The sequence below is a fragment of the Mycobacterium sp. genome, from assembly GCF_039583785.1.
GTDB lineage: Bacteria > Actinomycetota > Actinomycetes > Mycobacteriales > Mycobacteriaceae > Mycobacterium.
In genome coordinates this window covers 1-7,528 of the sequence record NZ_JAVKSG010000104.1, presented here as the reverse complement: position 1 = coordinate 7,528, position 7,528 = coordinate 1, and the positions used below count along the sequence as shown (strand labels likewise).

Below are 7,528 nucleotides of genomic sequence, written 5' to 3'. Positions count from 1 at the left end.
CGACCGTCGTGGTGGTGTCCACCACGATCGGCGGCGAACCACCTGATCACGCGACTCCGCCGACGCTGCACGCTTCATGGCGCCGACGTCGGACCGTCGCGGGCTGCCGATGCACTACTTCCCGCCGCACAAATCCATCATCGACCGTGCCGGTTCGCTGGTGCACACGACGTTCGCGCTGGCCGGCTTGCGTCCGGCACGCGGCCTGGGCAAGGCCGCTTAACCGCGTTGCGCCTGTGCGCTTTGGTAGAGGCAGATGGCCGCAGCCGAAGCAACATTCAGGCTCTGAGCGCCGCCGGACATCGGAATGCTCACTCGGCCGTCGGCCTGTTCGGCGACGCGCGCGGATAACCCGTGCGCCTCGGATCCGAACAGCCACGCGGTCGGTGCCGCGAGATCGGCGTCGTCGAGCGACAATTCACCGTCCACGGTAGTGGCCAACGTCCGCAGCCCGGCATCGCGCATGGCGGTGATCGCGGTTTCCGGCTCCGGGGCTACGACGACCGGGATCGAGAAGATACTGCCCGCCGAGGCGCGCAGGCACTTGCCGTTGTACGGGTCGACGCTGTGCCCGACGAACACCACTGCGGCGGCACCCATCGCGTCGGCGATGCGGATCAACGTGCCGGCGTTGCCGGGTTCGCCGATCTCCACGCCGACAGCGACCACTCGCGGCGCCTGGGCCAGAACCTGCGCCAGGACAGCATTCGGATGCTCGCACACCGCGACCAAGCCTGCTGGAGTTACGGTGTCCGACAAGGCTTTTGCAGCCCGCTCGGTGACCACGTTGACCGCCGCGGCGTGCCCGGTCAGAAGATCGGCGTATCGCTGCGCGGCCGTCTCGGTGACGAAGATCTCGCGGACCAGCCCACGCCGCGACGCGGCCTCGACCAGGTTGGCGCCTTCCACCAGAAAGCGGTCGCTACGGCGGCGGGCCACCTGCCGGTGCAGCTTTGCCGCAGCGACCACCCGGGTCGATCGTTCGGTGAGCACCGGGGTGCGCGGTTAGGCGGCCTCTCCGGGTGGTGCGTTCACGTCGGCGGGCAGCGCCGTGCGGGCAACCTCGACCAGCGCCGTGAACGCCGCGGCATCGCTGACGGCGATCTCGGCGAGGTTCTTGCGGTCGACCTCGACACCGGCGGCCTTGAGACCTTGGATCAACCGGTTGTAGGTGATGTCGTTGGCGCGGGCCGCCGCGTTGATCCGGGAGATCCACAGTTTGCGGAACTCGCCCTTGCGCGCACGACGGTCGCGGTAGGCGTAGGTCAGCGAATGTAGTTGCTGCTCTTTGGCTTTGCGGTAGAGGCGGGACCGCTGGCCGCGATAGCCCTTGGACGCCTTGAGGATGGTGCGACGCTTCTTTTGGGCATTGACTGCCCGCTTCACGCGTGCCATGGGGTGTTCCTATCTCGTGGGGAAGTGGTTGTTCCGGCGCTGGGCCGCCGGTCAGCCGTTCAGCATTCGGTTGACCCGTTTGGTGTCGTTCGCAGCCACCGCGGTACGCCCGTCGAGGCGTCGCGTCCGCTTGGTCGGCTTGTGCTCGAGCAGGTGCCGGCGGCCGGCCTTCTCACGCACGATCTTCCCGGTGCCGGTGCGCCGGAATCGCTTTGACGCTCCGCTGTGGGTCTTGGCCTTGGGCATTTTTTTCTACGTCCTCTGTCTCGTTTGTGCTAGTTCGGCGACGGTTCAGGGTCGCTGGTGGTTGCGGGCTGCGACGTGGGGCCGGCGGCATCTTGAGCCGCACGGGCGCGGGTTTTCGCGCCGCGGTGCGGAGCCAACACCATCGTCATGTTGCGTCCGTCCTGCTTGGCCGATGTCTCGACGAATCCGTAGTCGGCGACGTCGGAGCCCAGACGTTGCAGCAGCCGGTAACCCAGCTCGGGGCGCGACTGCTCACGTCCACGGAACATGATGGTCACCTTTACTTTCGCTCCCGCCTCCAGGAACCGGATCACGTGACCCTTCTTGGTCTCGTAGTCGTGATCGTCGATCTTGGGTCGCAATTTCTGTTCTTTGACCACGGTCTGCTGCTGATTCTTGCGAGACTCGCGCGCCTTTTGCGCCGTCTCATACTTGAACTTGCCGTAGTCCATGATCTTGCAGACCGGCGGCCTGGCCTCCGGCGCGACTTCGACGAGGTCCAGATCGGCATCCGCGGCGACGCGAAGCGCATCTTCGATACGCACGATGCCTACCTGCTCCCCTCCCGGGCCGATCAGGCGGACTTCAGGTACGCGGATGCGTTCGTTGACGCGGATCTCAGTGCTGATGGGGCCTCCCTCATTGATCTTCTGGTCAATTGCGACCGTCACCTGCTCCATCCGGAGTCAGCGGTCGGGATACCACACCATCAGCAAAAAAGCCCTGCATAAGCAGGGCCCAGTGCCGACCGATCACGGCAAAAGCCGCCTGCCAATCGCAGAACAAGCACATCTAATGTGCTGGTGACCGGACCGCTGAGCCTGGTTGGCCAACGGTGGGAGCGGGACTCCACTTGCTGTCTCAGGCTTGGCCGGAGACCGTCGCGAAGACGATTCTACCAGTCACGACGCACTGCCTGGACACGTCGTTGTCCAACCGCTTCCCGACGACGGCGCCGGGATCCGACACGGGCGATTCCGCGCCAGGCGGATCGTAGGCATTCCGTAGCAATACCGAATATCCTCGCCGTCTGTGACCCTTACTGCCTCCCGCCCACGAAGCGCGTCGGATTCTCGACTTCGCTGGGTGCCGGCAGCCGCTGGCTGGACCGTCGGGATCATCGCCACCCTGTCGCTGATCGCCAGCGTGTCGCCGGTGATCCGGTGGGCGATTCGGGTGCCGCGGGAATTCATCAACTACTACGTCTTCAACTTCCCGGACACCAGCTTCGCGTGGTCGTTCGTGCTGGCCCTGCTGGCGGGAGCGCTGACCGCCCGCAAGCGCGTCGCCTGGTGGCTGCTGCAGCTCAACCTGTTGCTGGCCGCGGGACTCAACGTGGCCGGACTGGTCGCCGATCACCCCAGCCGGGCAAAGAGCTTCGGCGAAACGCTCGGCCTCGGTCTGCACCTCGCCGCGATCGTGGTGGTGACCCTCGCCTACCGCGAGTTCTGGGCCAAGGTCCGCCGGGGCGCGTTATACAAGGCGGCCGGAGTGCTGCTGACCGGGTGGGCGATCGGCATTGTGCTGTCCTGGGGTCTGGTCGAGACGTTCCCCCGCTCGCTGGCCGCCGAAGACCGGCCGTTCTATGTGGTGAACCGGGTGGTCGGGTTCGCGGTCGTCGAGTCGGCACAGTTCACCGGCCGACCGCCGGCCTTCCTCAACGCGCTGATGGGGTTGTTCAGCGCGATGGCCCTGATCGCCGCCGCGATCGTGCTGTTCCAATCGCAGCGCGCCGAAAACGCGTTGACCGGTGCGGACGAGTCGGCGATCCGCGGGCTGCTCGAATTATGGGGCAAGAACGACTCGTTGGGTTACTTCGCCACCCGCCGCGACAAGTCGGTGGTGTTCGCGCCGAGCGGGCGCGCCGCGATCACCTACCGCGTCGAGATGGGTGTCTGCCTGGCCAGTGGTGACCCGATCGGCGACCCGCGGGCGTGGCCGCAGGCGATCGGCGCATGGCTGGCGCTCTGCCAGAGCTACGGCTGGAAACCGGGCAACATGGGTGCGAGTTCGGCCGGGGCCAAGGCTTTTCGCCAGGCGGGTCTTGACGCGTTGGAACTCGGCGACGAAGCGATACTGCACGCCGCCGAGTTCAGGCTGTCGGGACGCGACATGCGCGGGGTACGCCAGGCGGTGACTCGGGCCCGCCGCGCCGGGCTCACGGTGCGCATTCGCCGGCACTACGACATCGAGCCGGCCGAGATGACGCAGGTGACCTCGCGAGCGGATGCCTGGCGACACACCGGCAACGAGCGCGGGTTCTCGATGGCGCTGGGCCGGTTGGGTGATCCGGCCGACGGCGACTGCCTTCTGGTCGAGGCCCTCGATCCCGACGACACGGTGGTCGCGATGCTCTCGCTGGTGCCCTGGGGACGGAACGGGGTCTCACTGGACGTGATGCGTCGCTCGCCGGAGTCCCCGAACGGCACCATCGAGCTCATGGTCAGCGAGCTCGCCTTGCACGCCGAGCGCATGGGCCTCACTCGAATTTCGTTGAACTTCGCCATGTTCCGCTCCGCTTTTGAGCAGGGCGCGCAACTGGGCGCCGGACCGGTCGCGCGGCTGTGGCGCGGGTTCCTATTGTTCTTCTCGCGATGGTGGCAGCTGGAGACGCTGTACCGCTCCAACATGAAGTACCAACCCGATTGGGTGCCGCGCTACGCCTGCTACGAAGACACCCGGATGATTCCGCGGGTGGGTGTCGCGTCGGTGATCGCCGAGGGCTTCCTGATGCTGCCGTTCGCACGGCGCGACGAACAGCACACCGGTCAACGCCCTTCGGTCCCACCGACACTGCTGGCGACCGGGCTGCTGAACGACGACGGCTCGGCCCCGGACGTCACGGCGTTGCGCGAAACCGACTTCGGCGATCACGATGAACGCAGCCGCCGGCAGCCCGAGCAGATGCGGGTCCGACTGTCCAAGCTGAAAGCGTTGCAAAACAGCGGGATTGACGCCTACCCGGTCGGACAGCCCCCGAGCCACACCGTCGCCCAGGCCCTGAAGACCGGCGACCAGGCCGACGTCTCGGTCTCGGGGCGAGTGCTGCGGATCCGGGATTTTGGCGGCGTGCTCTTCGCCGAGCTGCGCGACTGGTCGGCGAAAGTACAGCTGCTGCTGGAGAATTCGACCCTGGAGCACGGTCTGACCGCTGATTTCACCAAGGCCATCGATCTCGGCGACCTGGTCGAGGTCACCGGAAAGATGGGATACAGCAAGACCGGTACCCAGTCACTGATCGTGCACCGCTGGCGGCTGATCGGTAAATGTCTGCGCCCGCTGCCGAACAAGTGGAAAGGGCTGACCGACCCCGAGACGCGGGTGCGCAGTCGCTATGTCGACCTGGCCGTCAACACCGAGTCGCGTGACCTGATCGCGGCCCGCTGCAACGTGCTCCGAGCGATCAGGGACACGTTGAACGACAAGGGATTCGTGGAGGTCGAAACCCCGATCCTGCAACAAGTTCACGGCGGCGCGACTGCCCGCCCATTCATCACCCACATCAATAGCTACGACCTCGACCTGTATCTGCGTATCGCACCCGAGCTGTATCTCAAGCGGTTGTGCGTCGGCGGCATGGAACGGGTTTTTGAGCTGGGCCGGGCATTCCGCAACGAAGGGGTCGACTTCAGCCACAACCCGGAGTTCACCCTGCTGGAGGCCTATCAGGCGCACGCCGACTACACATACTGGATCGACGGTAGCCGCGAGTTGGTTCAGAACGCCGCGCAGGCCGCCAACGGCGCCCAGGTGGTGCTGCGGCCCGGAGCGGGCGACTCGCTGGAAGAGGTTGACATCTCCGGTGTCTGGCCGGTGAAGACCGTTCACGACGCGGTCTCCGAGGCACTCGGTGAGCACATCGACGCCAATACCGACCTGGCCACGCTGCGGCGGTGGTCCGACGCCGTGAAGATCCCCTACCGCGCGCGCTGGGATGCCGGCGCGGTAGTACTCGAGCTCTACCAGCACCTCGTGGAAAACCGCACCGAACAGCCGACCTTCTACATCGACTTCCCCTCGTCGGTGTCGCCGCTGACCCGGCCACACCGCAGCCAACCCGGGCTGGCCGAGCGCTGGGATCTGGTGGCATGGGGTGTCGAATTGGGCACGGCGTACAGCGAACTCACCGATCCCGTCGAGCAGCGTCGCCGCCTTGAGGAGCAGTCGTTTCTGGCCGCGGGTGGAGACCCGGAAGCCATGCAGCTGGACGAAGATTTCCTGCAGGCGATGGAGTATGCGATGCCGCCGACCGGTGGCCTCGGCATGGGTGTCGATCGGGTGGTCATGCTGGTCACCGGGCGTAGCATCCGCGAGACGCTGCCCTTCCCGTTGGCCAAGCCGCGCTAGCCAACTCGTCGTCGTGAAACACGCGGACCAGCAGATCCGCAAAAGTCGTGCTCAAGGTAGGCAAAAAATACGACAATGGGTTGCGTGACAGGTTCAACGGCGAACCTCCCCATCGCGATGCTGGTCGACAACCACACTTCGTTGATGCACGGTTGGGTGCCCGGTGTAATCCAGGCCCTCTCGGTGCCCCTGCTGCTGGTTGCCGTCGGGTGGCGTACGCGACTGTGGCGGCTGTTCTACCTACCGGTGGCCGCCGTCCTGGGTGCCGCGTTGGCCGCGTGCTCGCGCTGGTACATCGCCAGCGCCGGCCTGGCCGACGATCCCGCGCCGCATCTGCTGTGGTGGTGGATCGCCGGGAGCGGCGCGGCCGCCGCGATCCTGATCCTGGGCTGGGGCAGCGCCCGCTGGTGGCACCGGGGTGCGTCGATGCTGGCCGTGCCGCTGTGTCTGCTCAGCGCCGCATTGACGCTCAACCTCTGGGTCGGCTACTTGCCCACCGTGCAGACGGCGTGGGACCAGCTCACGGCGGGACCGCTTCCGCATCAGACCGACGCGGCGGGCGTTGCTGCGATGTCGGCCGCCGGACTGCAACCCGCCCACGGCGTCGTCGTACCGGTGGCGATTCCCGATGACGCGTCGCATTTCAAACATCGCGGAGAACTCGTCTACTTACCGCCGGCCTGGTTTTCCAGCAGCCCACCACCGCCGTTGCCGACGGTGATGATGATCGGCGGCGAGTTCAACACACCCGCCGACTGGCTGCGGGCCGGCAACGCCGCGAAAACGATCGAGGAACTGGCCGCCACCCACGGCGGCAACGCTCCGGTGTTCGTCTTCGTCGACTCCGGTGGAGCCTTCAACAACGACACCGAATGCGTCAACGGCAGTCGCGGCAACGCCGCCGATCACCTCACTAAAGATGTTGTGCCATATATGGTCTCGAAGTTCGGTGTCAGCGGCGATGCGGCGCATTGGGGTGTCGTCGGCTGGTCCATGGGCGGAACGTGCGCGTTGGATCTGACCGTGATGCACCCGGAGTTGTTCAGCTCATTCGTCGACATCGCCGGCAACATTGGTCCAGAAGCCGGGACCAAGGCCCAGACCATCGCCCGGCTGTTCGGCGGCAATGCCGCCGCCTGGGCTGCCTTCGATCCCGCCACCGTCATCGCCAAACACGGACGCTACACCGCAGTCTCGGGCTGGTTCGACGTGCCGTCGACCGCAGAGTCGAGGCGTCACCACGGTGTCTCGGTGACCGATGCGGGCGACACCACCCTGACCAGTCAGGAAGCGAAACCCGGTGATCCGACCGCGGCGGCGGAGTCGTTGTGCGCGCTCGGTCGTGCGAACGGCATCAACTGCACGATCGTCGCACAGCCCGGAAAGCATGACTGGCCGTTCGCCAGCAACGCTTTCCTCGCGGCGCTGCCCTGGCTGGCCGGCCAACTGGGCACACCCGGGGCGCCGCGGATCCCGTCGCCGTCGACTGGGCCGCCCGCGCCGGATCCGATTACGCATGCCGAGTCGGTCGGTCGATAAC

At 66.2% G+C, this 7,528-nt stretch carries 7 protein-coding genes; 3 read left to right on the top strand and 4 right to left on the bottom strand.

Annotated elements, in window-relative coordinates:
- Nucleotides 1-76 precede the first annotated feature (76 nt).
- The gene (locus ABDV69_RS19315) at nucleotides 77-223 is read left to right on the top strand and encodes a hypothetical protein (RefSeq protein ID WP_343577263.1); all 147 of its coding nucleotides are present in this window, start codon (nucleotides 77-79) and stop codon (nucleotides 221-223) included.
- On the opposite strand, the gene ABDV69_RS19310 is transcribed toward ABDV69_RS19315, so the two are convergent.
- The 4 genes from ABDV69_RS19310 to infC are packed head-to-tail and all read right to left on the bottom strand — an operon-like array spanning nucleotide 220 to nucleotide 2,270.
- Complete coding sequence (locus tag ABDV69_RS19310) at nucleotides 220-993, bottom strand: RNA methyltransferase (protein ID WP_343577261.1); 774 nt, start codon at nucleotides 991-993, stop codon at nucleotides 220-222. The two genes, ABDV69_RS19315 and ABDV69_RS19310, sit on opposite strands and share 4 nt — an antisense overlap.
- A gap of 12 nt (nucleotides 994-1,005) precedes the next feature.
- Entirely contained in the window at nucleotides 1,006-1,395 is a 390-nt protein-coding gene (gene rplT / locus ABDV69_RS19305; RefSeq protein ID WP_343577260.1) for a 50S ribosomal protein L20, read from the bottom strand.
- Nucleotides 1,396-1,446: 51 nt separating this feature from the next.
- Nucleotides 1,447-1,641 (bottom strand): 50S ribosomal protein L35, encoded by a 195-nt coding sequence (rpmI, locus tag ABDV69_RS19300; protein ID WP_067331936.1) that lies wholly within the window; start codon nucleotides 1,639-1,641, stop codon nucleotides 1,447-1,449.
- Nucleotides 1,642-1,670: 29 nt separating this feature from the next.
- Nucleotides 1,671-2,270 (bottom strand): translation initiation factor IF-3, encoded by a 600-nt coding sequence (infC, locus tag ABDV69_RS19295; RefSeq protein ID WP_343577265.1) that lies wholly within the window; start codon nucleotides 2,268-2,270, stop codon nucleotides 1,671-1,673.
- A 403-nt stretch (nucleotides 2,271-2,673) separates the two neighbouring features.
- On the opposite strand from infC, the gene lysX reads away from it, so the two are divergent.
- Together lysX and ABDV69_RS19285 are read left to right on the top strand one after the other, a co-directional pair.
- Nucleotides 2,674-5,988 carry a bifunctional lysylphosphatidylglycerol synthetase/lysine--tRNA ligase LysX gene (gene lysX, locus ABDV69_RS19290; protein WP_343577256.1) on the top strand — a complete coding sequence of 1,105 codons (3,315 nt, stop codon included), beginning with the start codon at nucleotides 2,674-2,676 and terminating at the stop codon, nucleotides 5,986-5,988.
- Between the two features lie 75 nt (nucleotides 5,989-6,063).
- The gene (locus tag ABDV69_RS19285; RefSeq protein ID WP_343577253.1) at nucleotides 6,064-7,527 is read left to right on the top strand and encodes an alpha/beta hydrolase-fold protein; all 1,464 of its coding nucleotides are present in this window, start codon (nucleotides 6,064-6,066) and stop codon (nucleotides 7,525-7,527) included.
- Nucleotide 7,528: the final 1 nt, after the last annotated feature.

What these genes read in the sequence shown, in the direction of transcription:
- ABDV69_RS19315 (WP_343577263.1), top strand. Translation starts at nt 77, where the DNA reads ATGGCGCCGACGTCGGACCGTCGCGGGCTGCCGATGCACTACTTCCCG.
- rplT (WP_343577260.1), bottom strand. Translation starts at nt 1,395, where the DNA reads ATGGCACGCGTGAAGCGGGCAGTCAATGCCCAAAAGAAGCGTCGCACC.
- rpmI (WP_067331936.1), bottom strand. Translation starts at nt 1,641, where the DNA reads ATGCCCAAGGCCAAGACCCACAGCGGAGCGTCAAAGCGATTCCGGCGC.
- ABDV69_RS19285 (WP_343577253.1), top strand. Translation starts at nt 6,064, where the DNA reads ATGGGTTGCGTGACAGGTTCAACGGCGAACCTCCCCATCGCGATGCTG.